Source organism: Streptomyces sp. WM6386 (genome assembly GCF_000972385.1).
Taxonomy (GTDB): Bacteria; Actinomycetota; Actinomycetes; order Streptomycetales; family Streptomycetaceae; genus Streptomyces.
On record NZ_JXTE01000036.1, the window covers coordinates 59,994 to 84,566 of the forward strand.

Here is a 24,573-nt window from a genome sequence, read left to right on the forward strand (position 1 = left end):
GAGATGACCGACCCCGTGACGCTGGACGGCGAGGGCTCGATCGGCGAGTTCGACGAGAAGCGCGCCGAGAACGCGGTGCGCGAGCTGTTGATCGCGGTGGGGGAGGACCCGGACCGGGAGGGGCTCAGGGAGACACCGGGGCGGGTGGCTCGGGCCTATCGGGAGATATTCGCGGGGCTGTGGCAGAAGCCCGAGGATGTGCTGACGACGACGTTCGACCTGGGTCATGACGAGATGGTGCTCGTCAAGGACATCGAAGTCCTGAGTTCCTGCGAACATCATCTCGTGCCATTCGTCGGAGTTGCCCATGTTGGGTACATTCCGTCCGTCGACGGCAAGATCACGGGCCTTTCGAAGCTGGCTCGACTCGTGGATGTCTATGCCCGTCGGCCGCAGGTGCAGGAACGACTCACCACGCAGATCGCCGACTCCTTGATGGAGATCCTGGAGCCGCGCGGCGTGATCGTCGTTGTTGAGTGTGAGCACATGTGCATGTCGATGCGAGGAGTTCGCAAGCCGGGGGCGAAGACCATAACGTCGGCGGTCCGTGGTCAGCTTCGCGACCCTGCGACGCGCAACGAGGCGATGAGCCTGATTATTGCGCGCTGACGCACTGGGCAGGGCGTCTGTGGGCTGAAGCGCGGCGCCGTGCGGCGCTATGCCGCCGACGCCGCCCCCGTGTTCCGGTCGTCGTCCTCCGGGAGCTTGCAGACCCGCTCCAGGAAGATCGCGGCCACTATGACCGCGATGCCTGCCAGGACCGAGAAGCCGGCGTAGATGGCCTGGTCGCGGCGGGCGGGGATGTCGAGGGATTCCAGGAGGAAGACGCCCGTGCCGCCGTACATGCCGGCGACCAGGGCGGCTACGAGGGCGCTGGCCTGCCCGAAGACGACCGCGCGGGCCGCCATCAGGGGGTCGACGCCCTTGGCCTCGGGGCGGCGTTCGCGTTGGGCCTTGAGGCGGGATCGGATCGAGAGCGCGGTGGCGACCAGGACCACGGCGATCAGGGCGAGGACGATGGGGGCGGCCAGGGGGACGCTGGGCAGGGTCCCGATCGAGTTCCACAGGCGGGCGCCCGCCCAGGACAGGATTGCGGCGATGACGAAGACGCCGACCAGCAGCCTGATGCGCAGCTCTCTCACGGTGCCCCTTCAGCTCCCCCGGATCCCACGAACAGTGGTTGCTTTGACCTTAACGACTATTCGGGCAGCCGGAGTTCCAGGTCCGGGCGGGGTTCGATGCCGATTCGGGTGACGGTGGCCAACAGGTCCGACACCGGGCCACGGCCGGGGACCTGTGCCTGCGGTTCCACGTCGTTCCACGGCGCCAGGACGAAGGCTCGTTCATGGGCGCGCGGGTGGGGGAGCGTGAGCGTCGGATCGTCGGAGACGACGTCGGCGTAGGCCACGATGTCGACGTCGAGCGTGCGTGCGCCCCAACGCTCGTCCCGCACGCGGTGGAAGGCCTCCTCGACCGCGTGGGCCCGCTCCAGGAGCGAGGACGGGGGCAGCGTCGTCTTCACCACGACGACCGCGTTGAAGTACGAGGGCTGGCTGCCGGGCTCGACGCCCCACGGCTCCGTCTCGTAGACGGGGGAGACCGCCTTCACGCGGACGCCCGGGGTGTCCTCGAGGGCGTCGATGGCCCCTTGGAGGGTCTCCAGGCGGTTGCCGAGGTTGGCGCCGAGGGAGATCACGGCCCGCTTCGGGTTGTGCAGGGTGGTGTCGGCGGCGTCGACCTGCTGTACGACGGAGGCGGGCACCGGTTGAACGATCGGGTCGCTGTGACCCTCGGTGAACGAGGCAGTCATACTCGGCTCCGGGTGATGGTGATCGTCACGTCGTCGAAGGGGACCGTGATCGGTGCGTCCGGTTTGTGGACGCAGACCTCGACCTCCTGGATCTCCTCGTGCTTCAGACAGGCCTGCGCGATGCGCTCGGCGAGCGTTTCGATGAGGTTGACGGGCTCGCCCTCGACGACGGCCACGACCTCCTCCGCCACGATTCCGTAGTGCGCGGTCTTCGACAGGTCGTCGTCGGCGGCGGCCGGCCGGGTGTCCAGTCCCAGGACGAGGTCCACGATGAAGGTCTGGCCCTCCTCGCGCTCCTTGGGGAACACACCGTGGTGCCCGCGGGCCTTCAGGCCGCGCAGCGCGACACGATCCACGCGAATCACTCCTGCAATCGTCGGTAACGGCCGGTTCGTGCCGTGTGCGGACGGCACACCGGCCTCGAACGAATCTACCTGCGGGCACTGACAGGGCCGGGCCACGGGGGCGCGGGCCCGAGCCGGGGTCAGAGGTTTCATCGGGTGTTTCCCCTGGGGAACCCGGTGGCTCACGGGTTGATAGCCGCCCCTACCCCGGGGTCCGTGATTCGAACCACTTCTTGGTCCCTGTGGGGTGCCTACCCGCTCAGGAGGGTGTGTCGTCCGGTTCGTCCTCGTCGTTTTCGGCCAGAACGGGAGAGGCGTGGTGGGACCAGAGTTTCCAGCCGGACGGGGTGCGGCGGAACACGTTGGTCGCGACCACCAGCTGGCCGACGAGCGGGCCGAGCTCCTCGCCGCCCTCGGGGGCGGGGCCGCCGCTGAGGATGTTCTCGGTGCAGTTGACGAGGGCGGTGTCGCCGGTGACGGAGACGTGTACGTCGGTGAGGAAGAACTGGATGTAGTCGGTGTTCGCCATGATCAGCGCGTACGACCTGAGGACCTCGCCGCGGCCGGTGAGCGCGGGCCAGCCGGGGTGCACGCAGGAGACCACGCCGGTGTCGGCCGGATCGTGGTACTCCTCGTCGACGCCGAGGTCGGCCGGGGTGAGCCAGAGGGAGGACAGCTCATCGAAGTCGCCGCGCTCCATCGCCTCGTAATAGGTGGTGTTGGCGGCTTCCACCTGTTCGACGTCGGTGTGGGGGGCGGTCACTGGTCGCCTGCGGGGGAGAGGGTGCCCGGCGTGCGCGTCGCTGCGTGCGCCCTGCTTGTGGTGTCCGCGCGAGGTGCGGGGTCGGTCGTGGGCACCTGGCTCGTGGTGGTCGCGCCGGGCGCGGGGTCGGCCGTGGGCGTCCCGCTCGTGTGGACTGCCCCTGGTGCACGGTCCGATGTGCGCGCCCCCTCCACGGCGCGTGCGACCCGTACCGCGTCCGCCGTCGCGCGCACCTCGTGCACGCGCACCGCCCACGCGCCGGCCTGCGCCGCGAGGGCGGAGACGGCGGCCGTCGCGGCGTCGCGCTCGCGGGCGGGGGGCGGGGCGCTCTCCGGGCCGGCCAGGACGCGGCCGAGGAAGCGCTTGCGGGAGGCGGCGACGAGGAGGGGGTGGCCGAGGGCGAGCAGGCGGTCGAGGTGAGCGAGGAGGACGAGGTCGTGCTCGGCGTCCTTGGAGAAGCCGAGGCCGGGGTCGACGACGACGCGGTCGGGGGCGATGCCGCCGGCGAGGACGGCCTCCACGCGCGCGTGGAGTTCGTCGATGACTTCCGCGACGACGTCGGCGTAGAGGCCCTTGACGTTGCCGCCCTCCAGGAAGCCGCGCCAGTGCATGACGACAAAGGGGGCGCCGGAGTCGGCCACGACGGGAATCATCGCGGGGTCGGCGAGGCCGCCGCTGACGTCGTTGACGAGGCAGGCGCCGGCGGCGAGGGCCTGTGCGGCGACCGAGGCGCGCATGGTGTCCACGGAGATGGTGACGCCCTCGGAGGCGAGGCCGCGGACCACGGGGATGACGCGCTTGAGCTCCTCGGCCTCGTCGACGCGGGTGGCGCCGGGGCGGGTGGACTCACCGCCGACGTCGACGAGGTCGGCGCCCTCCTCGACCAGGGCGAGGCCGTGCTTGACGGCGGCCGTCGTGTCGAACCAGCGGCCGCCGTCGGAGAAGGAGTCGGGGGTGACGTTGACGACTCCCATGACCGCGCAGCGGTCCCATTCCGGCAGCCCGACGACGCGCCCGCGTCCGCTCTGCTTGCTCATACGTTCAGCCTAGGCCCAGGAAGGAGCCGCAAGGCCGCCCGGCCCGGAGAGCCGGGGGTCGCCCTGCGAGTCCCGGGCCGTTCGAGGTCACGCCGCGCGGACGTCTCGTTCCGCGACGGCGTGGGCACACGCGCGTGCGGTGGTCCGGCGGCGGCGCAGGAAGCGCGGCAGCGGGAGGGCGAGGTTGACGAAGCCCTCGGCCTGCATGGCGGCGAAACCGATGCGGGGAAGGTCGCCGGAGGCGCGGTAGACGACGAAGCGGGGCTCCCAGCGGGGCTGGAACTTCGCGTTGAACTTGTACAGGGACTCGATCTGGAACCAGCGGGAGAGGAAGACCAGCAGCCCGCGCCAGGCACGCAGCACCGGACCCGCGCCGATCTTCTCGCCGCGCGCGAGGGCGGCGCGGAACATGGCGAAGTTCAGTGACACGCGCGCGATGTCGAACTTCGGCGCGGCCTGGAGGGCGGCCACGATGAGCAGTTCGTTCATGCCGGGGTCGGCGGAGCGGTCGCGGCGCATCAGGTCCAGGGAGACGCCGTCGGTGCCCCACGGTACGAAGTGCAGGATCGCCTTCAGGTCGCCGTACTCACCCGGTACGGCGTCCGCCTTGTGGGCGGTGGCGATCAGGCAGTCCCCGTCGGTGGGGTCGCCGATGCGGCCCAGCGCCATGGAGAAGCCGCGCTCGGTGTCGGTGCCGCGCCAGTCGGCGGCGGCGCGGCGGATGCGCGCGAGTTCGGCGTCGCCGAGGTCACGGACGCGCCGTACGCGGGTCTCGTAACCGGCGCGCTCGATGCGCTTGACCATCTGGCGCACGTTGCGCATCGCGCGCCCGGCGAGGGAGAAATCCGCGACGTCCACCACCGCCTCGTCGCCCAGTTCCAGGGCGTCCAGGCCGGTCTCGCGGGTCCAGACCTCGCCGCCGGTCTCCGAGCAGCCCATGACGGCGGGTGTCCAGGAGTGGGCCTTCGCCTCGTCCATGAAGCGCTCGATGGCGCCGGGCCAGGCCTCGACGTCGCCGATGGGGTCGCCGCTGGCGAGCATCACGCCGGAGACGACGCGGTACGTCACCGCGGCCTTGCCGCTGGGGGAGAAGACGACGGCCTTGTCGCGGCGCAGGGCGAAGTGGCCGAGGGAGTCGCGGCCGCCGTGCTTGTCCAGGAGGGCCCTCAGGCGGGCCTCGTCGTCCTCTGTGAGCTGCGCGGCGGGGTGTTCGGGGCGGAAGGCCAGGTAGATCGTCGTGATTGCCGTGAGCAGGCCCAGGGCGCCGAGGGAGAAGGCGACCGTCCAGGAGGTGTTGCCCTGGTAGTCGACGGGGCCCTCGAAGCCGAACAGGCCGTACAGGACGTGGGCGATGCGGTCGGCCAGGCTTGGGTCGCCGACGAGCGTCTTCGGGTGGACGCTGACGATGACCAGCCCGAGTGCGAGCGAACCGGCGCCCATGAGGACGAAGTTGGCGAGCGCGCGCCACCGGCTGCGCGGGTCGGGCAGCGCCCTGAACTGGTCGCGGTGGATCACCAGCGGCGCGAGCAGGGCGAGCGAGATGAGCGCGCCCACCAGGGAGTGGCGGTACGTGAACTGCGCGACCGCCCCGGCCGGCAGGAGGGCCACGGCGGCCCGCCAGGCCCGCCGCTTGCGGCGCCTGAGGCCGTGGGCGAGCAGGAGCAGCAGCACGCCGGTGCTCAGGGAGAGCGCCGCGGCGAACGGGCCGAGCGCGCCCGGGAGCACCTCGGCCATGGTGTGCATACGGCTGTGCCGGAAGCGCGGGAAGACGCCCGCGGCGGTGTCCAGCAGGCCCACGATCGCGCAGGCTCTGGCGACCAGGACGGGGACGGCCTCCGGGCGCGGGCCACGCAGCGCTTGCCGTGCCCACTGTGATCGGTTCGGAACCCCGCCCGACATTTCCACATCTGTCCTGACAGACATCGCATCCCGTAGTTCTGCGAGAGACCTTGGATCCGGGCCCGCATCGGGCGTCCGGCGACATTGCGCCCTCTAGGACGGTGTCTTCGAGGGAGAGGTTCACTCGCTTCCTCAAAGCCGGTTCAAAGGCCGGGAAAAGGGCCGGACAAGCCTTCGCGAAGATCCGCGGGGCGCGCCGGCACGGGGAGAAAGCGCAGGCAGGAAACCAACCATGGGTCTCACGGGGAACAACGTGCTGGTGCTGGCGGCCGGTTCGGCGGTGCTGCTGTTCGTCGGCACGGTGTGGCTGTGGCCACGGCTGTCGCGGCGGAGCCGGCGGGCTGTCGGCGGGCGGGTGGGTCTCCTTCTCGCGACCCAGCTGGCGCTCTTCGCGGCGGTCGGGCTCGCCGCCAACCAGGCCTTCGGGTTCTACGCCAGCTGGGCCGACCTGTTCGGGCAGGAGGACGAGCAGGGAGTGGTCGTCGACCACACGGCGAACGGCGGCTCGGGCGGCCCGCTCCAGGTGACGGACATACGGCAGGTCAAGGAGGCGGGCAGCGCACGACCGCAGAACGGCGGCCAGATCCAGAAGGTGGCCATTGTCGGCCGTACGACGCACATCGCCACGTCCGCCTTCGTCTACCTGCCGCCGGAGTACTTCCAGCCGCAGTACCGCGCGCGGACGTTTCCCGCCGCCGTGGTTCTCACCGGATATCCGGGCACCGCGCAGGCGCTGGTCGACAAACTCCACTACCCGAGCACGGCTTTGGACCTCGCCAAGGACGGCCGTATGCAGCCGATGATCCTGGTGATGATGCGGCCGACGGTGGCGCCGCCACGGGACACGGAGTGCGTCGACATTCCGAACGGACCCCAGACGGAGTCGTTCTTCGCCAAGGACCTGCCCGACGCCGTTCTCGCGCACTACAGGGTGGGGAAGAAGCCGGGCAGCTGGGGCGTCATCGGCGACTCCACGGGCGGCTATTGCGCGCTGAAGCTCGCCATGCACCACCCCGAGGTGTACGCCGCGGGCGCGGGCCTCTCGCCGTACTACAACGCGCCGAGCGACCCCACCACCGGCGATCTCTTCCACGGTGACAAGGGGCTGCGCGCTCGCGCGAACCTGTTCTGGTACCTCAAGCACATGCCCGCGCCCGACACTTCACTGCTCGTCAGCAGCAGCAAGATCGGTGAGGCGAACTACAAGGACACCCTGAAGTTCATAGACCGCGTGAAGGCGACGAACCGGACGGGCATCTCGTCGATCATCCTCGAAAGCGGCGGGCACAACTTCAACACCTGGCGGCGGGAGATTCCGGCGACGCTGCAATGGATCAGCGGGCGGTTGAGCGACCGATGACAAATGATCTTGCCCTGGAGCCGGTGGATCGTGTCCCTGTTGTCGAATTCGGTGGTGGGTCTGATTCCTGATGTCGTGTGAAGGCTGCGGGATGGCTGTGTTTTTACGGGCCGGGGCACCACGATTCGCCTACGCGCGGTAAGTTTCTGGCCATGCCACGTGGACGTCACCGCCATTCCCCGCCCTTGCACAGGCTGCTTCCCCCGTCGGCGATCGCAGGCGTCTCCGTCGTCTGCGCATTCGGCCCCTGGGCGTTCTCGCAGCCGGCCGTGCTGCGTGTCGTCGCCGCGGCCGCCGCGGCGACGGCGGTCATCGGTGCGGCCGTCATGCGCCGCTGGGACACGCAGGCCGGCAAGCAGGTCGCCGACCTCATACGCGCGCGTGCGAGCGACGAGTGGCGATTCGAGGAACGGGTCGCCGAACTGGAGACCGACCTCGAGGAGTCGCGCGAACTGCGCGGCAAGCTGGAGCAGCGGCTGCGGTCCAAGCGCACGGAACTGGCCGGCCTGCGCAACGAGCACGCGGCTCTGCTGCGCCGGTACGCCACGGCGGAGACCGAGCGGGCGAGCGCCCTGGAGGGCCGCCGGCTGCTCGAGATAGAGGCGGCACCGGCGCGCGCGCTGCCGCCGGTGCCGGTCGCCGTCGAGGAGGCCGAGGCTGTGGCTGCCCCGGCCGAGGACGAAGCGGCGGAGACCGAGGACGAGGCGGTGGAGAGCGCCGAGGCCGTCGACGACGAGCCGGAGGCGCCCGCGATCTTCTCGCCGGAGGGCTCCCAGCTGTTCCTGCGGGCGAAGGCGGCGCTGTCGCGGTTCGACGGCGGCGAGGGTGCCACGAAGGACGACGCTCCCGAGGCCTCGGCCAAGGAGGGCTCGACGAAGGACAGCCCGGCCAAGGACGACAGCCCGGCCAAGGAGGGCTCGTCCAAGGACGATGGTTCTCCCAAGGACGACGGCTCCCCCGACGGCGACGGCGGTCCGAAGGGCGACGGCCCCGCGAAAAACGTTCCGGCGCAGGCCGGTCCCGTCGCCGCACAGGTGGTCACCTCCGGTGACTCCGGAGCGGAGGCCGCGCAGGAGGACGAGGCGCAGGGGCAGCCCGTGGCGGTCGACGGGCATACGCGCGCGGCCGCCGTCACCACCACGCCGGCCAAAGCGGACCGGCCCGCGCAGCAGTCCTCCGGGCACTTCGTCGCGCCGACCGCGGTGGCCGTCGTGCCGGCCGCGCCCGTGCGGCGGGCCGCCGTCGAGGGCGGCTTCGACTTCTTCGGCATGCAGAAGACGTCGGCCGAGCTGGAGTCCGTGCAGAACGAGGACCTCGCCGACGTGGTCGGCCAGGAGGCGCTCGCCCTCCACAAGGCCGAGTCCGAGGCGGAGTTCAAGCCGGCGGACGAGGGGTCCCGGGGCATCGGCCAGGTCATCGACCTGACGGCGCACGACGAGACCGAGCAGATCGATGTGCAGGGGCTGCGGAGCGCGGTTTCCTGAACGACGCGTCGACCAGAGCCGCGCGGACTCCTGAGAGGGCGCCGCGCGGTTCTCGTTCCCCGTCGCGGCCCGGCCGGGCGCCCAGCGGTCCGGTCAGGCCATCCACCGGTCGGGCCGGGCGTCCCGCCGCCCCGTCCGTGACCTTTCCGCCTGCGCCCGCAGCAGCTCCGCGGCCTCCTCCACGTCCCGCAGACGCGCTGTGACGGTCTTGTTGGCCCCCGTGTCCACATGGACGTCGGCGAGCCGCCAGAGGCGCTGCCAGGGCCCCTGGGCGAGCCGTACGCTCTGGACCTTCGCGTGCGGGACCAGGGCGAGGCTGCGGCGCAGCAGGCCGTGCCGGGACGCGAACACCGCGTCGGTGACGGCGAGTCCGTGGCCCCGCCACCACACCGGCACACAACGCCCGGCGCGCCGCGGGGGCCGTGACAGTGCCGACAGGGGCGGTACGACCACGCCGGGCAGCACGCGCGCGACGATCGCCTCGGCGACCTCGCGCGGAGCAACGGGCACCAGCACGGAGTTGGAGGACCCGGCCACGTCCAGCTCGACCCGCACCCAGCCGCGCCGCCGCCAGAGCAGCGGCTCCACTATCCGTACGGTCTGCACGCGCCCCGGCGGCACCGTCTCGTGGGTGCGGTCCAGGAGTCCGTGGTCGATCCGCAGCCCGTCGGGCGACTCGCCGACAGTCCAGTCGTACTCGCCGACGAACCGTCCCACACTGCTCGCGCCCGCCGCGCCGAGCAGCGGTACGCCGGTCGCGAGGACCGTCCACAGGCTGTGGGTGGCGAACCACAGCACAGGCGGTACGACGAGGGCGGCGGCCAGCGTGGCCCAGGTGGCGCCCGTCAGGACGAGGGCGATCGCGAGGTCGCGCGGAGGCGTGCGCAGCAGCTCGCGCGCCGGAGCCTCGCCGACTTCGTGCGCCGTCTCGGGTGCGAACCCGGCGGCGCGTGCGAGGAGTTCCGCGCGCAGCGCCCGCGCCTCGCGCTCCCCCAGGAAGGCCAGTTCGTCCTTCTTGTCGGTGCCTATGACGTCGAGTTTGAGCTTCGCGACGCCCGCCACGCGCGCGAGGAGCGGCTGGGTGACGTCGATCGCCTGGATGCGTTCCAGCCGAATGTGCGCGGTGCGCCGGAACACCAGGCCGGTACGGATGCGCAGTTCGGCCTCGGTCACCGCGAAGTGCGTGTACCACCAGGTGAGGAAGCCGTAGAGGGCGGTGGCGGGAACGAACACGGCGAGGACGATCAGCAGGACCGTGGGCGTCAGCCTGGTCAGCTGGCGCTGCGCCTGGTCGGGGTCGTGCACCGCCCACCCGATGAGCACCGCGACGGGCGCCCACGCCCGTCTGAGCGGTGTCACGGGATGCAGCCGCCGCTCGGTCACGGGCGGCTTCTGCCGTACGTCGTCGTCGATGCCCGGTGTCGTCACAGGCCCGCCGATCGTGCCTGGCCGAGTTCGGTGAGCCGGTCGCGCAGCCGTTCCGCCTCGGCCGGCTCCAGGCCCGGGATGGTCGCGTCGGTCGCCGCGGCCGCCGTGTGCAACTGCACGCTGGCCAGCCCGAAGTACCGCTCCACGGGCCCGGAGGTGACCTCGACCAGCTGCATCCGCCCGTACGGCACGACGGTCTCCTCGCGCCACAGCACACCCCGGCTGATCAGCAGGTCGTCGGCGCGCTCGGCGTACCGCCAGGAGGCCCAGTTGCGGCCCAGCATCACCCAGCCCCACGCCATGAGGGCGAGCGGCAGCAGCGCGAACGCGGCCCAGGCGGGGCCCGCGAACAGGTTCAGCAGCACACCGACCGCCACGGTCAACAGCCCCAGCCACACCATCAGCAACAGCCGTCGCATCCGCAGCAGCCCCGGAGGCAGGCCGATCCACACCGGCTCGCCCTCGGCCGTCTCCGTGCCCTGCCCGTTCCCGGTCTCCATGAGGTCAGCGTACGTAGGACAGACTGTGTCCATGACTCCCACGACGGAGACCACGGTCGGTATCGGCGGCGCCGCGGAGAGCACCGACATGGTGCTCAACATCGGGCCCCAGCACCCGTCGACGCACGGTGTGCTGCGTCTCAGGCTCGTCCTGGACGGCGAGCGGATCCAGCACGCCGAGCCGGTGATCGGCTATATGCACCGGGGCGCGGAGAAGCTCTTCGAGGCGCGCGACTACCGCCAGATCATCATGCTCGCCAACCGCCACGACTGGCTGTCGGCCTTCTCCAACGAGCTGGGCGTGGTCCTCGCCGTGGAGCGCATGCTGGGCATGGAGGTCCCCCCGCGCGCGGTGTGGACGCGCACCTTGCTCGCGGAGCTCAACCGGGTGCTCAACCACTTGATGTTCCTGGGCTCCTACCCGCTGGAACTCGGTGGCATCACGCCGGTCTTCTACGCGTTCCGGGAGCGCGAGGTGCTCCAGAACGTGATGGAGGAGGTCTCCGGCGGACGCATGCACTACATGTTCAACCGCGTCGGCGGCCTCAAGGAGGATCTGCCGGCCGGGTGGGCCACGCGCGCGCGTGGCGCCGTCGCCGCGGTGCGCTCGCGGATGGACGTGTACGACGACCTGGTGCTCGGCAACGAGATCTTCCGGGGGCGCACGCGGGGCGTGGGCGTGCTCACGCCGGAGGCTGTGCACGCGTACGGCGTGAGCGGGCCGATCGCGCGCGCCTGCGGGGTCGACTTCGATCTGCGCCGGGACGAGCCGTACCTCGCGTACGAGGAGCTCAAGGACACCCTGAGGGTGGTGACCCGCCAGGAGGGCGACTGTCTGTCCCGCTTCGAGGTCCTCCTGGAGCAGACCCACAACGCCCTCGACCTCGCCGACGCCTGCCTCGACCGCCTGGCCGAGCTCGCGCCCGGCCCGATCAACCAGCGGCTCCCGAAGGTCCTGAAGGCGCCCGAGGGACACACGTACGCGTGGACCGAGAACCCGCTCGGCATCAACGGCTACTACCTCGTCAGCAAGGGCGAGAAGACCCCGTACCGGCTCAAGCTCCGCTCGGCCTCGTACAACAACATCCAGGCCCTCGTGGAGCTGCTCCCGGGCACGCTGGTCGCGGACATGGTCGCGATCCTGGGGTCACTGTTCTTCGTGGTCGGGGACATCGACAAGTAGCGCCCCGAGCGGTGTGCCCGGTGCGTCCGGGACCGCGACCGGCTGGAGCAGCCAGCCGAAGTCGCCGAGGCCGCCGGGTGCGGTGAGCTCGGCGGCCTCGCCGGCGCTCGCGAGGGCGCGTACGTAGGCCGCGGGCTGTGTCGAGGCCAGTGCGAGAGGCGGGCGTGCGCCTGCTACCCCCAAGGCGCGCAGGGCGGCGCGTTGTGTCAGTACGCGCCCCCCGGGCAGCGCGCACGCGTCCAGCGCGACGTGCGCCGTGATGTCGCACGACCCGTCCGGTACGGGTGCCGTCTCGCGCCCCGCGCGGAAACCGGTGAGCGTCCCGAAGAGGGGACGCGCGCCGACCGCGTGCGCGTAGTCGACCGCGACCGCGAGCCCCCGCTCGACCGTGGCGACCGCGGCGGCCCACGCCTCGTCCCGGGGCAGCCCCACCTCCGCCCGCAGCCCCTCCTCGGCCGGCAGCGGCCACCACCGCGCGAGCCACCGCGCCTCCGCGCCGGAGAACGGCTCCCCGAGCCGCTCGGTCCCGTCGGGCCGTACGAGCACCCGTCGGGCCACCCCCTCGGAGTCCGTCGCGGCGATCTCCACGGGCACGTTGTCCAGCCACTCGTTGGCGAACAGCAGACCGGTGATCCCGCGCGGGGGCTCGGTCAGCCACTCGATCCGGTGGTCGAGGGCGGCCGGGCGGTCGGCGAGTTCGACGGCGTACGCGCGCGTGCGGGTGGCCAGGTCGGCGGGCAGCGCGGCGAGCACCCCGGTGACCAGCTCGCCGCGGCCGGCGGCCATGTCGACGAAGTCGAGCGTCGCGGGCCGGCCCAGGGCCTCGTCGACCCGGCCGAGCAGCCGCGCCACGGCCTCGGCGAACAACGGCGACGCGTGCACCGACGTACGGAAGTGACCGGCCGGCCCCTCGGGACGGTGATAGAAGCCCCCAGGTCCGTACAGGGCGGTCTCCGCGGCCGCCCGCCAGCCACGCCATTCGCCCGCAGTGTCGTCCGTCACGCCGCCAGATTAGGCGTACAGGGGAACGGGGCCTCCACCTTGGGGAGTACGCGGGCCGGGCATGGATCGGTCCTCCGGTTGACCCCTGCACGCTTCACGCTTCCCTACGCTGGGTTACGTGCAGCGCCTCTATGACTTCCTCCGCAGACACCCGACAGGGGTCGACTCCTTCTGGGCCGTCTTCCTGTTCGGGATCTCGCTGCTGAGCGGAACCGCCAGTTCGGCGGTGCGGGGCAACGACTCCCCGGCGCTGATCGTTCCGATCGCGTTTCTGCTGTGCCTGGTGATCGCGCTGCGCCGGCGCATGCCGGAGAAGATGCTGGTCCTCTCGGTCGGGATCGGTGTGACGCAGCTGCTGCTGAACGTCCAGACGATGGCCGCCGACTTCGCGATGCTGGTGATCGTCTACACGGTGGCCGCGACGGGCTCCCGATGGGCCTCCCGGCTCGCACTGGCCGTGGGGCTGTGTGCGGCGCCGATGGCGCAGACGCGCTGGCCGCTGGACGGGAGCGCGCTGGGCAATGCCGCGAAGGCGATCTTCCTGACGGTGCCGTTCGCCCTCGCCTGGGTGCTCGGCGACTCGATCCGCACCCGGCGGGCCTACTTCGCGCAGCTCGAGGAGCGCGCGAGCCGGCTCGAGAAGGAGCGCGAGGCGCAGGCGAAGGTCGCGGTGGCCGCCGAACGCGCCCGGATCGCGCGCGAGCTCCACGACGTGGTCGCGCACAACGTCTCGGTGATGGTGGTGCAGGCCGACGGCGCCGCCTATGTCCTCGACGCCGCGCCCGACCAGGCGAAGAAGGCCCTGGAGACGATCTCCTCCACCGGCCGTCAGGCGCTGGCCGAGATGCGCCGCCTGCTGGGCGTGCTGCGCACCGGTGAGCACCAGGAGGTCGGCGAGTATGTCCCGCAGCCCGACGTCGAGCAGATCGACGACCTCGTCGAGCAGTGCCGCACCTCCGGCCTGCCGGTCGACTTCAAGGTGGAGGGCACACCACGCCCGCTGCCGAGCGGCGTCGAGCTCACGGCGTACCGCATCGTGCAGGAGGCGCTCACCAACACCCGCAAGCACGGCGGGCCGAACGCGGGCGCCAGCGTGCGCCTGGTGTACTTCGACGACGGGCTCGGCCTGCTCGTCGAGGACGACGGCAAGGGCGCCCCGCACGAGCTGTACGAAGAGGGCGGCACCGACGGACAGGGCCACGGCCTGATCGGCATGCGTGAGCGGGTCGGGATGGTCGGCGGCACTCTGGACGCGGGTCCCCGTCCCGGCGGAGGGTTCCGTATCAGTGCGCTGCTCCCGCTCAAACCGGCGCATTGACGCCGACGCACGCCCTGTGTTGACACCTGTAACAACCCCGCCACCGCAATCAGCAGAGCCACAAGAGCCTGAAAGAGACGGAAGAGGACCCCGATGACGATCCGCGTGATGCTCGTCGACGACCAGGTGCTGCTGCGCACCGGGTTCCGGATGGTGCTCGCCGCCCAGCCGGACATGGAGGTCGTCGCCGAGGCGGGCGACGGCGTCGAGGCCCTTGAGGTGCTGCGCGCGAGCACCGTCGACGTGGTCCTGATGGACGTCCGGATGCCGAAGCTCGACGGCGTGGAGACCACCCGCCGCATCTGCCAGGAGGACAACCCGCCGAAGGTGCTGATCCTGACCACCTTCGACCTCGACGAGTACGCCTTCTCCGGGCTGAAGGCGGGCGCGTCCGGATTCATGCTCAAGGACGTGCCGCCCGGCGAGCTCCTCACCGCCATCCGCTCGGTGCACAGCGGCGACGCGGTGGTGGCCCCCTCGACCACGCGCCGCCTCCTGGACCGGTTCGCGCCGATGCTGCCGAGCACCGGCAAGGAGCCCCGGCACAAGGAGCTGGAGCGGCTCACCGACCGCGAGCGCGAGGTGATGATGCTGGTCGCCCAGGGGCTGTCCAACGGCGAGATCGCGGCCCGGCTCGTCCTGTCCGAGGCGACGGTGAAGACCCACGTGGGCCGCATCCTCACCAAGCTCGGCCTCCGGGACCGGGTGCAGGTGGTGGTCCTGGCCTACGAGACGGGGCTGGTGCGGGCCGGCGGGCACGGCTGAGCGGCGGGAACGTGACTCCCGCGTAACCGGTGCCCACTAGGGTCTGCGCATGCTCCTCTGGATCAACGGCCCCTTCGGGGGCGGGAAGACACAGACGGCGTACGAGATCCAGCGGCGGCTGCCCGGCAGTGTCGTCTGCGATCCCGAGCACGCCGGCTTCGGTCTGCGCCGCATGCTGCCACCCGAACTGCGCGGGGACTTCCAGGACTTGAAGGCCTGGCGGCAGGGCGTCGTCGAGGTGTTCGACCTCGCCCTCACCCAGCACGACGGTGTGGTGATCGCCCCCATGACGGTCACGGACTCCGGCTACTTCGCGGAGACCGTGGGCCGGTTGGGCGAACTCGGCCACGACGTACGCCACTTCACGCTCCTCGCGCAGCGCGAGACCGTCGTCAAGCGGCTGCGCGAGCGCGGTTTCGGGCACCTCCTTCAGTATGTCGGCGGGAAGAACGCCGGTCTGGGACGCGAGACCTGGGCCGTGCAGCAGCTCGACCACTGCCTTGAGCGGCTGCGGGAGCCCGAGTTCGCCGAGCATCTGTGGACGGACGAATCGACCGTGCCGAAGACGGCCGACCGCATCGCCGTCCTGGCCGGGCTGAGGCTGCGGCCGAACAACGAGGGCGCGCTGCGGACGAGGCTGAGGCAGGTACGGGTCGGGGTGAAGCACATCCGGTTCGACTGACCGGCTACCTGAGGATCCCCTCCAGGAAGTCGCTGCCCAGCCGGGCCACGACCGCGATGTCCAGCTGGTGCTGGACGTACCGGCCGCGACGGCGCGTGGTGATCAGGCCCGCCTTCTTCAGGACGCTCAGATGCCGGGATATCTCGGGGGCCGTCATCCCGTGCGCCTGCGCCAGCTCGCTCGTGGTCCAGGCGCTGCGGGCCAGGTGGCGGCAGATCCGCATCCGGACGGGGTGGGACAGGGCGGTCATGCGCAGGGCGAGCTGCTCGACGGAGGGCGGCGCCGCGAGTTCGGGGGAGCCGACCGGGTAGTGCACCACGGGCTGCCAGCCGGGCCGGTACAGGACCGCCAGGTGGGGCCAGCCGAGACTGGTCGGTACGAGGATGAGGGGGCCGTCCCCCGTGGTCGTACGGCCCACGCTCAGCTTGTCGACCGTGATCTCGGCGGCGCCCTCGTCGAGGGTGATCGCCGGGGACGCGGCGGCCAGCGCCTCGGCGAGGCCCTTGCGGCGCACGAGCTCGGTCTTGTGGCGGGCGTCCGCCGCGAGCTGGTGGCGCAGCCGGGACCAGGTCTCCGCGAAGAACGCCTCGTCGCAGTCCTGGAGGAACTGGCGCAGCCAGGCCCGGATCTTCGGCGGGTCGGTCAGCAGCAGCTCGGTGAACCGCACCTGCCGCGGCCCCCGCGCGGCGGCCAGCTCCAGGGCGCGCCGACCCTGCTCGGCGTCGACGAGCCAGCCGCCCCCGACGTCGTAGCAGGTCGCGCAGCTGAACTCCAGCGCCGCGTTGACGAACTGCTCGTCCGTGAGCTTGTCCAGCAGGTCCAGTTCCTCGGCGAGCGTGGCTCCCGGGAGGGCGGCGCCGCCCGGGATGCCCGCGTACGGCAGGAACAGGTCCGCGAACGTCGTCGTCCACAGGAAGTCCGCGTCGCACATCCGGTCGGCCAGATGCGGGTCGAGGCGGGCCAGCACGCCCGTCACCCAGCCCTGCAGCCCCGGATGGTGGCCCGGCTCGGACAGTGCGTGCAGCGCCATGCCGAGCTCGGCCAGGGGCGAGGGGACGACGGCGACCCTCTCCGGCCGCAGCCCCGCGATGTCGATGCGCACGCTCATGACCTCATGGTGCACCCCGGCACTGACAGCGCCGCCCCCGATTGACGGCCGCCGTCAATCGGCGCGACTTCGCCGCCGTACCGGCGCAACCTGGGATCACGGGGCAGCCGCGGAGACCCGACCCATCGGAAAACGTCCCGAGAAGGCGATACGCCATGAGCCTCACCCAGCAGTACCTCCTCGACATCTACCGTGCCCAGCGCCTCGGCCAGCCCGCCCCGCCCGCGCCCGGTAGGCACGACTGGCAGGTCGTGCGCGAACTGCGCGACCACCGGCGGTTCCGGGCGGTGCTCGCCGAGCGGCCGGCCCACGGGCGGATACGGCAGGCCCTGGGCCGGTGGCTGCACCGGCAGCCGCGGCCTAGCCGCTGAGCCGGGCCACGAAGTCCGCCACCGCCGCCTTCACGTCGTCGGCCGTCCACTCCAGGCCGGAGGCGCCGACGGTGACCTCGGCGAGGGCCAGACCCGGCCCGCCGCGGTCCCAGTAGCCGGTGAACAGATACGTCCCCGTCTCCTCCGCCTGCCGCACCGCCGCCTCGATCAGCATGTCGGCGTCGTACGGCAGCCAGACCTGGAACTGGTGGGTGTGCGGCTCCTCGGGGTGCACGCGCGCCCATGCCACACCCGCCTCGGCGAACCCCTCCCGCAGCGCTGCCGCCACCACGCGCGCGTGGCGGACGTACTCCGGCAGCCTGGGCAGCTCCCGCTCCAGGCCGACGAGCGCCGACAGCGCGGTGGGGAACTGCTGGAAGGCCATCCCGCCGTACCGGTGGCGCCAGGTCTTCGCCTCCTCCACCAGGGTCTTCGGGCCGGCGAGCGCCGCGCCGGCGAAGCCGTCGAGGGACTTGTAGAACGACACGTAGACGCTGTCCGCCAGGCCCGCGATCTCGTCCAGGGGGCGGCCGAAGTGGACCGTGGTCTCCCACAGGCGCGCGCCGTCGAAGTGCACCACCGCGTCACGCTCGCGTGCCGCCTCCACGATCTCGGTGAGCTCCTCCCAGGTCGGCAGGACGAATCCGGCGTCCCTGAGGGGCAACTCGAGCATCAGCGCGCCATAGGGCTCCTCGAAGTCGCGTACCTCCTCGGCGGTGGGCAGCCGGGGCTCGCTGGTCAGGCGCACCGGGCGCAACCCGCTGACCTGGGCGAAGGCATGCCGTTCGTGGACTTCGGGATGGGCCAGGGCGTGCAGGGCGACCATCTGGTTGCCGGTGCGGCCCGCCCAGCAGCGCAGGGCGACCTGCTGGGCCATCGTGCCCGTGGGGAAGAACGCGGCGGCCTCCTTGCCCAGTACGGTCGCGACCCGCTCCTCCAGGGCCGTCACGACCCCGTTCCCGTAGATGTCCGCGGACTCGTCCACGTCGTACACCTCGGGCGCGGCCTCCGCGAGCGACGCGAGCCGCTGCCGGATCGTGCCGCTGAGCCCGCCGCGCCACAAGACACGCCTCGCTACCCGCGCGGCGTTACGGCGCCGCTCGCGCAACTGCTCCTCCGCCGACTGCACTTCCACCTGATCCGCAGCATCGCTCATGCCCCGGATCATCCCGCGCGGCCCTTCCCACGGGCACGCGCATTTCCGTTCACGTACGACGTGCGACAACCCACAGCCTGTGGACAACCGAACGCCCCTCGAACCAATCGCGTTAACATGACGAGAAATCGTCCGGTACCCGGAGCGGACTGGAACGGGAAGGCCGCCGTCGCGTGAGTACAAGCCAACTGCCAGATCCCAAGGACCGCCCCGCGCGGCTCACCGTCGGCGTCGTCGGCGCCGGGCGGGTGGGACCCGCGCTGGCCGCTTCCCTCCAGCTCGCCGGGCACCGTCCGGTGGCCGTCTCCGGGGTCTCCGACGCCTCCCGCAGGCGGGCCGCGCAGCTGCTCCCGGACGTGCCGCTCGTGCCGCCCGCCGAGGTCCTGGAGCGCGCCGACCTGGTACTGCTGACGGTCCCTGACGACACCCTGCCCGGCCTCGTGGAGGGCCTCGTCGAGACCGGGTCCGTACGGCCGGGGCAGCTGCTGGTGCACACCTCCGGGCGGTACGGCACGAAGGTCCTCGACCCCGCCCTGCGCGCGGGCGCCCTGCCGCTGGCCCTGCACCCCGCGATGACCTTCACCGGCACCCCGGTCGACGTCCAGCGCCTCGCCGGCTGCTCCTTCGGAGTCACCGCACCCGACCAGCTGCGACTGGCCGCCGAGGCCCTCGTCATCGAGATGGGCGGCGAGCCCGAGTGGATCGCCGAGGAGCGGCGCCCGCTCTACCACGCGGCCCTCGCGCTCGGCGCCAACCACCTCGTCACCCTGGTGGCCCAGTCCATGGAGCTGCTGCGCCAGGCGGGCGTCGAGGCCCCGGACCGGATGCTCGGCCCGCTGCTGGGCGCCGCCCTCGACAACGCCCTGCGCTCCGGCGACGCGGCCCTGACCGGCCCCGTCGCGCGCGGGGACGCCGGCACCGTCGCGGCGCACGTCACCGAGTTGCGCAAGCACGCCCCGCAGACCGTCGCCGGCTACCTGGCGATGGCACGCGCGACCGCCGACCGGGCGCTCGCCCACGGGCTGCTGAAGCCCGAGCTCGCTGAGGACCTTCTCGGGGTACTCGCCAACGGGACCGACGGCACCAAGGGAGATGCCGGATGACCGCCATCCTGCTGCGCACCGCCGACGAGCTCCACGCGCGCGTACGCCACGGCCGCCGTGCCGTCGTGATGACCATGGGCGCCCTGCACGAGGGCCACGCCACCCTGATCCGCACCGCGCGCGAGATCGCCGGCCCCGAGGGCGAGGTGGTCGTCACCGTCTTCGTGAACCCCCTGCAGTTCGGCGAGGGCGAGGACCTCGACCGCTATCCGCGCACCCTCGACGCCGACCTCAAGATCGCCGAACAGGCGGGCGCGGACGCCGTGTTCGCGCCCTCCGCCGACGAGGTCTACCCCGGCGGCGAGCCCCAGGTCCGCATCAGCGCGGGCCCCATGGGAGAGCGCCTGGAAGGCTCCTCGCGCCCGGGGCACTTCGACGGCATGCTCACCGTCGTCTCCAAGCTGCTGCATCTCACCCGCCCCGACGTCGCCCTGTACGGCCAGAAGGACGCCCAGCAGCTCGCCCTGATCCGGCGCATGGTGCGGGACCTGAACTTCGGCGTCGAGATCGTCGGCGTGCCGACCGTCCGCGAGGACGACGGCCTGGCCCTGTCCAGCCGCAACCGGTACCTGTCGCCCAAGGAGCGGCGCACCGCGCTCGCCCTGTCCCAGGCGCTGTTCGCGGGCCGCGACCGGCACGCCGCACAGGAGGCGCTGCGCGCGAGGGCACGTGAAGTGCCCGCCACGCACGCGCGTGCCGAAGCTCTCAGCGCCATAGGGGAGTCCCGCGCGGCCGCCGACGCGCACGCCGTCGCCAAGGCACTCCCGGGCGCCCCCTCCGCCGTCCGCGCGGCCGCCCGTCTGGTCCTCGACGACGCCGCCCGCATGGACCCGCCGATCGCCCTGGACTACCTCGCGCTCGTCGACCCGTCCGACTTCTCGGAGATCGACGACGACTTCGCCGGCGAGGCCGTCCTCGCCGTCGCCGCCCGGGTCGGGACGACCCGGCTGATCGACAACCTCCCCCTCACCTTCGGAACCCTCGGAGCCGCCTCGTGACCAGCACAGGCATACGACTGCACGCGCCCGCGCCCGGATGGTCCATCGCCGCGGACGTCGTGGTCGTCGGCTCCGGCGTCGCCGGCCTCACCGCGGCCCTGCGCTGCGAGGCCGCGGGCCTCAGGACGGTCGTCGTCACCAAGGCCCGCCTCGACGACGGCTCCACCCGCTGGGCGCAGGGCGGCATCGCCGCGGCGCTCGGCGAGGGCGACACCCCCGAACAGCATCTCGACGACACCCTGGTCGCGGGCGCGGGCCTGTGCGACGAGGACGCGGTACGGATCCTCGTCACCGAGGGCCCGGACGCCGTGCACCGTCTCATCGAGACCGGCGCGCACTTCGACGAGTCCGAGGAAGGCGGCCTGGAACTCACCCGCGAGGGCGGCCACCACCGCCGCCGCATCGCGCACGCCGGGGGCGACGCGACCGGCGCGGAGATCTCCCGGGCGCTCGTCGAGGCGGTGCGCGCGCGTGGACTGCGCACGATCGAGAACGCGCTCGTCCTGGACCTCCTGACGGACGCCGACGGCCGTACGGCGGGCGTCTCGCTGCACGTCATGGGCGAGGGCCAGCACGACGGCGTGGGCGCCGTGCACGCCCCCGCGGTCGTCCTCGCGACCGGCGGCATGGGCCAGGTCTTCTCCGCGACCACCAACCCGTCCGTGTCCACGGGCGACGGTGTGGCACTCGCCCTGCGCGCGGGCGCCGAGGTTTCCGACCTGGAGTTCGTCCAGTTCCACCCCACCGTGCTCTTCCTCGGCCCGGACGCCGAGGGCCAGCAGCCCCTCGTCTCCGAGGCGGTACGCGGCGAGGGCGCCCACCTGGTCGACGCCGGCGGCGTGCGCTTCATGGTCGGGCAGCACGAGCTGGCCGAGCTCGCGCCCCGGGACATCGTCGCCAAGGGCATCATGCGCCGCATGCAGGAACAGGACGTCGAGCACATGTTCCTCGACGCCCGGCACTTCGGCGCCGACATGTGGGCGCACCGTTTCCCGACGATCCTCGCCGCCTGCCGCGCCCACGGCATCGACCCGGTCACCGAGCCCATCCCGATAGCCCCGGCCGCCCACTACGCCTCCGGCGGCGTGCGCACCGACCCCCAGGGCCGCACGACCGTCCCGGGCCTGTACGCGTGCGGAGAGGTCGCCTGCACCGGCGTGCACGGCGCGAACCGCCTCGCCTCCAACTCCCTTCTGGAGGGCCTCGTCTACGCCGAGCGCATCGTGGAGGACATCGCCGCCGTCCACGCGGCGAACGGCCTCCACGCGCGCGTGCCCGCACCCGTCGAGCGCCCCGAGACGCCCGCGCACCCGCTGCAGTCACCCGAGGCCAGGTTCGCGATCCAGCGGGCCATGACGAACGGCGCCGGCGTCCTGCGCTCAGCGGACTCCCTGGAGAAGGCCGCCGAACAGCTCCAGCAGCTGCACACCGACGCTCGCGACGCCCTCACCGAGAACGGCAAGACGGCCGAGCCCGGCGTCGACACCTGGGAGGCCACCAACCTCCTGTGCGTGGCCCGTGTCCTGGTCGCCGCCGCACGCGTGCGTGAAGAGACGCGCGGCTGCCACTGGCGCGAGGACCGGCCCGACCGCAACGACACCACATGGCGCCGCCACATCGTCGTACGGCTGAATCCGGACCGCACACTCGCCGTACACACCACCGATACCGCAGACTTCCCCCCGACCCGGCAGCCCCTTCAGGAGCAGTGACAGACGTGAGCACCCCCGACCTTCCCCTCGCTGAGACCGGCGGCTGCGGCGACGGCTGCGCCTGTGGCGCAGACGGCGGCGAGGAGGCCGCAGAATACGCAGTGTGCGGGCTCGACCCCGCGCTCGCCCAGCTCCTGGCCGACGCGGGGCTCGACCCCGTGGAGGTCGAGGACATCGCCAACGTGGCCATCCAGGAGGACCTCGACCACGGCGTGGACGTGACGACGGTCGCCACCATCCCCGAGGACGCCGTCGCCACCGCCGACTTCGTCGCGCGCGAGGCGGGAGTCGTGGCCGGCCTCCGGGTCGCCGAGGCGGTTGTCTCGGTGGTCTGCGAGGACGAGTTCGAGGTCGAGCGGCACGTCGAGGACGGCGACCGGGTGGAGGCCGGGCAGAAGCTCCTGTCGGTCACCACGCGCACGCGTGACCTGCTCACCGCCGAGCGCAGCGCGCTGAACCTGCTGTGCCGGCTGTCCGGCATCGCGACCGCCACGCGTGCGTGGGCGGACGCGCTGGAGGGCACCAAGGCACGCGTACGTGACACACGCAAGACGACGCCCGGCCTCAGGTCGCTGGAGAAGTTCGCGGTGCGGTGCGGCGGCGGGGTCAACCACCGCATGTCGCTCTCCGACGCGGCGCTGGTCAAGGACAACCACGTGGTCGCCGCCGGTGGCGTCGCGCAGGCCTTCAAGGCCGTCCGCGAGACCTTCCCGGACGTGGCGATCGAGGTCGAGGTCGACACCCTGGACCAGCTGCGGGAGGTCGTGGACGCGGGCGCCGACCTGATCCTGCTGGACAACTTCGCGCCCGGCGAGTGCGAGGAGGCGGTGGCGCTCGTGCAGGGGCGCGCCGCACTGGAGGCCTCGGGCCGGCTGACGCTGGACAACGCGCGCGTGTACGCCGACACCGGCGTCGACTACCTGGCGGTGGGCGCACTCACCCACTCCTCGCCGATCCTGGACATCGGCCTCGACCTGCGTGCGGCGGAGTAGTCACGATGCTGCTCACGATCGACGTGGGAAACACGCACACCGTCCTCGGCCTGTTCGACGGCGAGGAGATCGTCGAGCACTGGCGCATCTCCACGGACGCGCGCCGCACGGCCGACGAACTGGCCGTCCTGCTGCAGGGCCTCATGGGCATGCACCCGCTGCTCGGCGAGGAACTGGGCGACGGCATCGACGGCATCGCGATCTGCGCGACGGTGCCCTCGGTGCTGCACGAGCTGCGCGAGGTGACGCGGCGGTACTACGGCGACGTGCCCGCGGTGCTGGTGGAGCCGGGCGTCAAGACGGGCGTGCCGATCCTTACCGACAACCCCAAGGAGGTCGGCGCGGACCGCATCATCAACGCGGTCGCGGCGGTCGAGCTGTACGGCGGTCCGGCGATCGTCGTCGACTTCGGTACGGCGACGACGTTCGACGCGGTGTCCGCGCGCGGGGAGTACGTCGGCGGCGTCATCGCGCCCGGCATCGAGATCTCCGTGGAGGCGCTCGGGGTGCGGGGCGCGCAGCTGCGGAAGATCGAGGTGGCCCGGCCGCGGAGCGTGATCGGCAAGAACACCGTCGAGGCGATGCAGTCCGGGATCATCTACGGGTTCGCCGGGCAGGTCGACGGGGTCGTCGAGCGCATGGCCCGCGAGCTCGCGGAGAACCCGGACGACGTGACGGTCATCGCCACGGGCGGCCTGGCGCCGATGGTGCTGGGCGAGTCCTCGGTGATCGACGAGCACGAGCCGTGGCTGACGCTGGTGGGGCTGCGGCTGGTGTACGAGCGGAACGTGTCGCGCATGTGAGACGGGGCGGGAAGCGCGTCCGGCCGGGTGGCACCGCGCGCCACACCAGCCCGCCCTATGTCGAGTTTGTCTGATTAGCGCGTACTGTCGCCGCATGCCCACGCCATACGGATCCCGCGGCGGCATGGCGTTCGGTGTGGAGGAGCTGCGTGTGCTCCGCCGCGCTCTCGCTCTTGCCCTTCACCCCCGAACCGCCTCGGCCGAGGACGTTCAGGACTGTTTCCGCCTAGCCGACTCCCTCGACGAGGCGATGCGCGAGGGCGCCCGGCTGCGTGCCTTCCTGGTGGCCGACCTCGCCCGGTACCGCGCCGCCCTGCCCGGCACCGCCGCCGGCTACCTCGCCCTCCTGGAGGAGGCGCTGAGCGCCGGGTACCGCCCGGAGGTCGACGATCTCGCCGCCCTGCGAGCCCTGCGCGGCAACCCCGTCGCGGCGGCCCTGCTCGATCGCTGTCTGGTCCTCGCCGAGCAGGACGTACGCGCCCGTCTCGCGCGCGGGACGGCCCGGTGGACCACCCCGGCAGTCCCGGCCTCCCGTACCCGCCTCCTGGCCCTTCCCGGGGGCCTTTCGGACCGCTCCCCGGGCGCCGACGAGGACCATGCCGCCGAGTCCGCCGAGAAGCCCGAGCAGCCGGAGAAGAAGCCCATGGAGAAACCGGCCACCCCCAAGCCGGCCCCCGCGCGCCCCATCCGCGACCACCGCCAAGGCCGCGGCACCCAGTGGGGCTCCTCCCTCCACGAGGCCGGCGGCTCCGGCA

The 24,573-nt window shown here is 72.1% G+C and carries 25 protein-coding genes; 14 read left to right on the forward strand and 11 right to left on the reverse strand.

Going from position 1 to position 24,573, the window contains the following annotated elements:
- Positions 1-3: 3 nt before the first annotated feature.
- Complete coding sequence (gene folE / locus TN53_RS22400; protein ID WP_046260377.1) at positions 4-609, forward strand: GTP cyclohydrolase I FolE; 606 nt, start codon at positions 4-6, stop codon at positions 607-609.
- 47 nt (positions 610-656) lie between these two features.
- Here the strand turns inward: folE and TN53_RS22405 are convergent, their stop codons facing one another.
- The 6 genes from TN53_RS22405 to TN53_RS22430 form a co-directional block, all read right to left on the reverse strand.
- On the reverse strand, positions 657-1,142 hold the full coding sequence (locus TN53_RS22405; protein ID WP_046260378.1) for a DUF3180 domain-containing protein: 486 nt from the start codon (positions 1,140-1,142) through the stop codon (positions 657-659).
- A gap of 56 nt (positions 1,143-1,198) precedes the next feature.
- Positions 1,199-1,810 carry a 2-amino-4-hydroxy-6-hydroxymethyldihydropteridine diphosphokinase gene (gene folK, locus TN53_RS22410; protein ID WP_046260379.1) on the reverse strand — a complete coding sequence of 204 codons (612 nt, stop codon included), beginning with the start codon at positions 1,808-1,810 and terminating at the stop codon, positions 1,199-1,201.
- Positions 1,807-2,166, reverse strand: a complete 360-nt coding sequence (gene folB / locus TN53_RS22415) for a dihydroneopterin aldolase (RefSeq protein WP_046260380.1) — start codon at positions 2,164-2,166, stop codon at positions 1,807-1,809. Before folB ends, folK begins: the two co-directional genes overlap by 4 nt.
- 247 nt (positions 2,167-2,413) lie before the next feature.
- Positions 2,414-2,917: a nuclear transport factor 2 family protein gene (locus tag TN53_RS22420; protein WP_046260381.1), complete on the reverse strand. Its 504-nt coding sequence runs from the start codon at positions 2,915-2,917 to the stop codon at positions 2,414-2,416.
- Complete coding sequence (folP, locus tag TN53_RS22425) at positions 2,914-3,954, reverse strand: dihydropteroate synthase (protein ID WP_234441672.1); 1,041 nt, start codon at positions 3,952-3,954, stop codon at positions 2,914-2,916. Before folP ends, TN53_RS22420 begins: the two co-directional genes overlap by 4 nt.
- 87 nt (positions 3,955-4,041) lie before the next feature.
- Positions 4,042-5,853, reverse strand: a complete 1,812-nt coding sequence (locus TN53_RS22430) for a phosphatidylglycerol lysyltransferase domain-containing protein (RefSeq protein WP_046260382.1) — start codon at positions 5,851-5,853, stop codon at positions 4,042-4,044.
- Between the two features lie 232 nt (positions 5,854-6,085).
- Between TN53_RS22430 and TN53_RS22435 the strand changes: the two genes are divergently transcribed.
- Positions 6,086-7,213, forward strand: coding sequence for an alpha/beta hydrolase (locus tag TN53_RS22435; RefSeq protein ID WP_046260383.1), 1,128 nt, complete (start codon positions 6,086-6,088; stop codon positions 7,211-7,213).
- A gap of 152 nt (positions 7,214-7,365) precedes the next feature.
- Positions 7,366-8,697, forward strand: a complete 1,332-nt coding sequence (locus tag TN53_RS22440) for a hypothetical protein (protein WP_095046648.1) — start codon at positions 7,366-7,368, stop codon at positions 8,695-8,697.
- A 93-nt stretch (positions 8,698-8,790) separates the two neighbouring features.
- On the opposite strand, the gene TN53_RS22445 is transcribed toward TN53_RS22440, so the two are convergent.
- On the reverse strand, positions 8,791-10,125 hold the full coding sequence (locus TN53_RS22445; RefSeq protein WP_046260385.1) for a PH domain-containing protein: 1,335 nt from the start codon (positions 10,123-10,125) through the stop codon (positions 8,791-8,793).
- Positions 10,122-10,625 carry a PH domain-containing protein gene (locus TN53_RS22450; protein WP_046260386.1) on the reverse strand — a complete coding sequence of 168 codons (504 nt, stop codon included), beginning with the start codon at positions 10,623-10,625 and terminating at the stop codon, positions 10,122-10,124. The genes TN53_RS22445 and TN53_RS22450 overlap by 4 nt, the downstream gene beginning before the upstream one ends.
- 31 nt (positions 10,626-10,656) lie before the next feature.
- On the opposite strand from TN53_RS22450, the gene TN53_RS22455 reads away from it, so the two are divergent.
- The gene (locus tag TN53_RS22455; RefSeq protein WP_046260387.1) at positions 10,657-11,808 is read left to right on the forward strand and encodes an NADH-quinone oxidoreductase subunit D; all 1,152 of its coding nucleotides are present in this window, start codon (positions 10,657-10,659) and stop codon (positions 11,806-11,808) included.
- Here the strand turns inward: TN53_RS22455 and TN53_RS22460 are convergent.
- Complete coding sequence (locus TN53_RS22460) at positions 11,773-12,810, reverse strand: SAM-dependent methyltransferase (protein WP_046260388.1); 1,038 nt, start codon at positions 12,808-12,810, stop codon at positions 11,773-11,775. The two genes, TN53_RS22455 and TN53_RS22460, sit on opposite strands and share 36 nt — an antisense overlap.
- A 118-nt stretch (positions 12,811-12,928) precedes the next feature.
- Here TN53_RS22460 and TN53_RS22465 point away from each other — a divergent pair, with 118 nt between their 5' ends.
- From TN53_RS22465 to TN53_RS22475, 3 genes are all read left to right on the forward strand, one after another.
- Positions 12,929-14,128: a sensor histidine kinase gene (locus TN53_RS22465; RefSeq protein WP_046260389.1), complete on the forward strand. Its 1,200-nt coding sequence runs from the start codon at positions 12,929-12,931 to the stop codon at positions 14,126-14,128.
- 93 nt (positions 14,129-14,221) lie between these two features.
- A complete protein-coding gene (locus tag TN53_RS22470; protein ID WP_046260390.1) occupies positions 14,222-14,893 on the forward strand; it encodes a response regulator transcription factor in 672 nt (223 codons plus the stop codon).
- A gap of 49 nt (positions 14,894-14,942) precedes the next feature.
- Complete coding sequence (locus tag TN53_RS22475; RefSeq protein WP_046260391.1) at positions 14,943-15,575, forward strand: AAA family ATPase; 633 nt, start codon at positions 14,943-14,945, stop codon at positions 15,573-15,575.
- A 4-nt stretch (positions 15,576-15,579) separates the two neighbouring features.
- Here the strand turns inward: TN53_RS22475 and TN53_RS22480 are convergent, their stop codons facing one another.
- Positions 15,580-16,683 carry a DUF5937 family protein gene (locus TN53_RS22480; protein WP_046260392.1) on the reverse strand — a complete coding sequence of 368 codons (1,104 nt, stop codon included), beginning with the start codon at positions 16,681-16,683 and terminating at the stop codon, positions 15,580-15,582.
- 155 nt (positions 16,684-16,838) lie between these two features.
- On the opposite strand from TN53_RS22480, the gene TN53_RS22485 reads away from it, so the two are divergent.
- A complete protein-coding gene (locus TN53_RS22485) occupies positions 16,839-17,054 on the forward strand; it encodes a hypothetical protein (protein ID WP_046260393.1) in 216 nt (71 codons plus the stop codon).
- Here TN53_RS22485 and TN53_RS22490 read toward each other — a convergent pair.
- Positions 17,044-18,210 (reverse strand): threonine aldolase family protein, encoded by a 1,167-nt coding sequence (locus TN53_RS22490; protein WP_095046651.1) that lies wholly within the window; start codon positions 18,208-18,210, stop codon positions 17,044-17,046. The two genes, TN53_RS22485 and TN53_RS22490, sit on opposite strands and share 11 nt — an antisense overlap.
- 173 nt (positions 18,211-18,383) lie before the next feature.
- On the opposite strand from TN53_RS22490, the gene TN53_RS22495 reads away from it, so the two are divergent.
- The 6 genes from TN53_RS22495 to TN53_RS22520 all read left to right on the forward strand — a co-directional run.
- Complete coding sequence (locus TN53_RS22495) at positions 18,384-19,313, forward strand: Rossmann-like and DUF2520 domain-containing protein (protein WP_046260395.1); 930 nt, start codon at positions 18,384-18,386, stop codon at positions 19,311-19,313.
- Positions 19,310-20,311, forward strand: a complete 1,002-nt coding sequence (gene panC / locus TN53_RS22500; RefSeq protein WP_046260396.1) for a pantoate--beta-alanine ligase — start codon at positions 19,310-19,312, stop codon at positions 20,309-20,311. The genes TN53_RS22495 and panC overlap by 4 nt, the downstream gene beginning before the upstream one ends.
- Positions 20,308-22,023: an L-aspartate oxidase gene (locus TN53_RS22505; RefSeq protein WP_046260397.1), complete on the forward strand. Its 1,716-nt coding sequence runs from the start codon at positions 20,308-20,310 to the stop codon at positions 22,021-22,023. The genes panC and TN53_RS22505 overlap by 4 nt, the downstream gene beginning before the upstream one ends.
- Before the next feature lie 5 nt (positions 22,024-22,028).
- Complete coding sequence (gene nadC, locus TN53_RS22510; RefSeq protein ID WP_046260398.1) at positions 22,029-23,015, forward strand: carboxylating nicotinate-nucleotide diphosphorylase; 987 nt, start codon at positions 22,029-22,031, stop codon at positions 23,013-23,015.
- Between the two features lie 5 nt (positions 23,016-23,020).
- On the forward strand, positions 23,021-23,818 hold the full coding sequence (locus TN53_RS22515; RefSeq protein ID WP_046260399.1) for a type III pantothenate kinase: 798 nt from the start codon (positions 23,021-23,023) through the stop codon (positions 23,816-23,818).
- 124 nt (positions 23,819-23,942) lie between these two features.
- Positions 23,943-24,573, forward strand: a 631-nt coding sequence (locus TN53_RS22520) for a hypothetical protein (RefSeq protein WP_234441674.1), incomplete at its 3' end; no start/stop codon positions are given.